General features: G+C 53.3%; 1 protein-coding gene. It reads right to left on the minus strand.

From position 1 onward, the window contains the following. Positions 1–84: 84 nt before the first annotated feature. On the minus strand, positions 85–582 hold a 498-nt coding region (locus tag EZM41_RS13695; RefSeq protein ID WP_198470429.1), incomplete at its 5' end, for a molybdopterin cofactor-binding domain-containing protein.

Consider the following 582-nt stretch of genomic DNA (forward strand, 5'->3'; position numbering starts at 1 on the left):
AACCCCCCCGGTATGACCGCGCTGCCTCCCAAGGCAATCGGAAACAGCGTGTCCAATACGCGCTGGCCTGCCAAAAAGGAAATTTCAAGCCCGAGCTTCCTTGCCACTGGGCGAGGTTCTCTGACATGGACTATTGGGAGATCTTGCAATGTGACACGGTTCCAGAGATAGCCGATTACCTCCAGAAGGCTGAAGGGTATAAGGAAGGCCTGTCCACTCTGATCGCTGCCAATGCGCATAGGGCTGAGCGGCCGTGTCCGGATAGTAGCACTTTACGCGCTCCATGGGCACTCCAAGCTCCTCCGAAACGATTTGGGCATAAGCTGTGTATGCGCCCTGTCCCATGTCCATGGTCGCAGCCAAGACCTCCATCTCTCCATGACTGCCCAAAATATGCGATACGGCTTCTACGGCAATATGGATTTGGCCATCGTCGAAGCTGTGGCCGTAACCGAAGAAGGTCATCTCATTCCGTCGATAAGGGTGAGGATCGATGAGTGATATCACGAAACTTCCGGAAATTTCGTTTTGCGAGACAGACACACGGATTGTTGAAGCGGAGGTTATCGCCAAATATGAATC

Source organism: Acetomicrobium sp. S15 = DSM 107314 (genome assembly GCF_016125955.1).
GTDB lineage: Bacteria > Synergistota > Synergistia > Synergistales > Thermosynergistaceae > Thermosynergistes > Thermosynergistes pyruvativorans.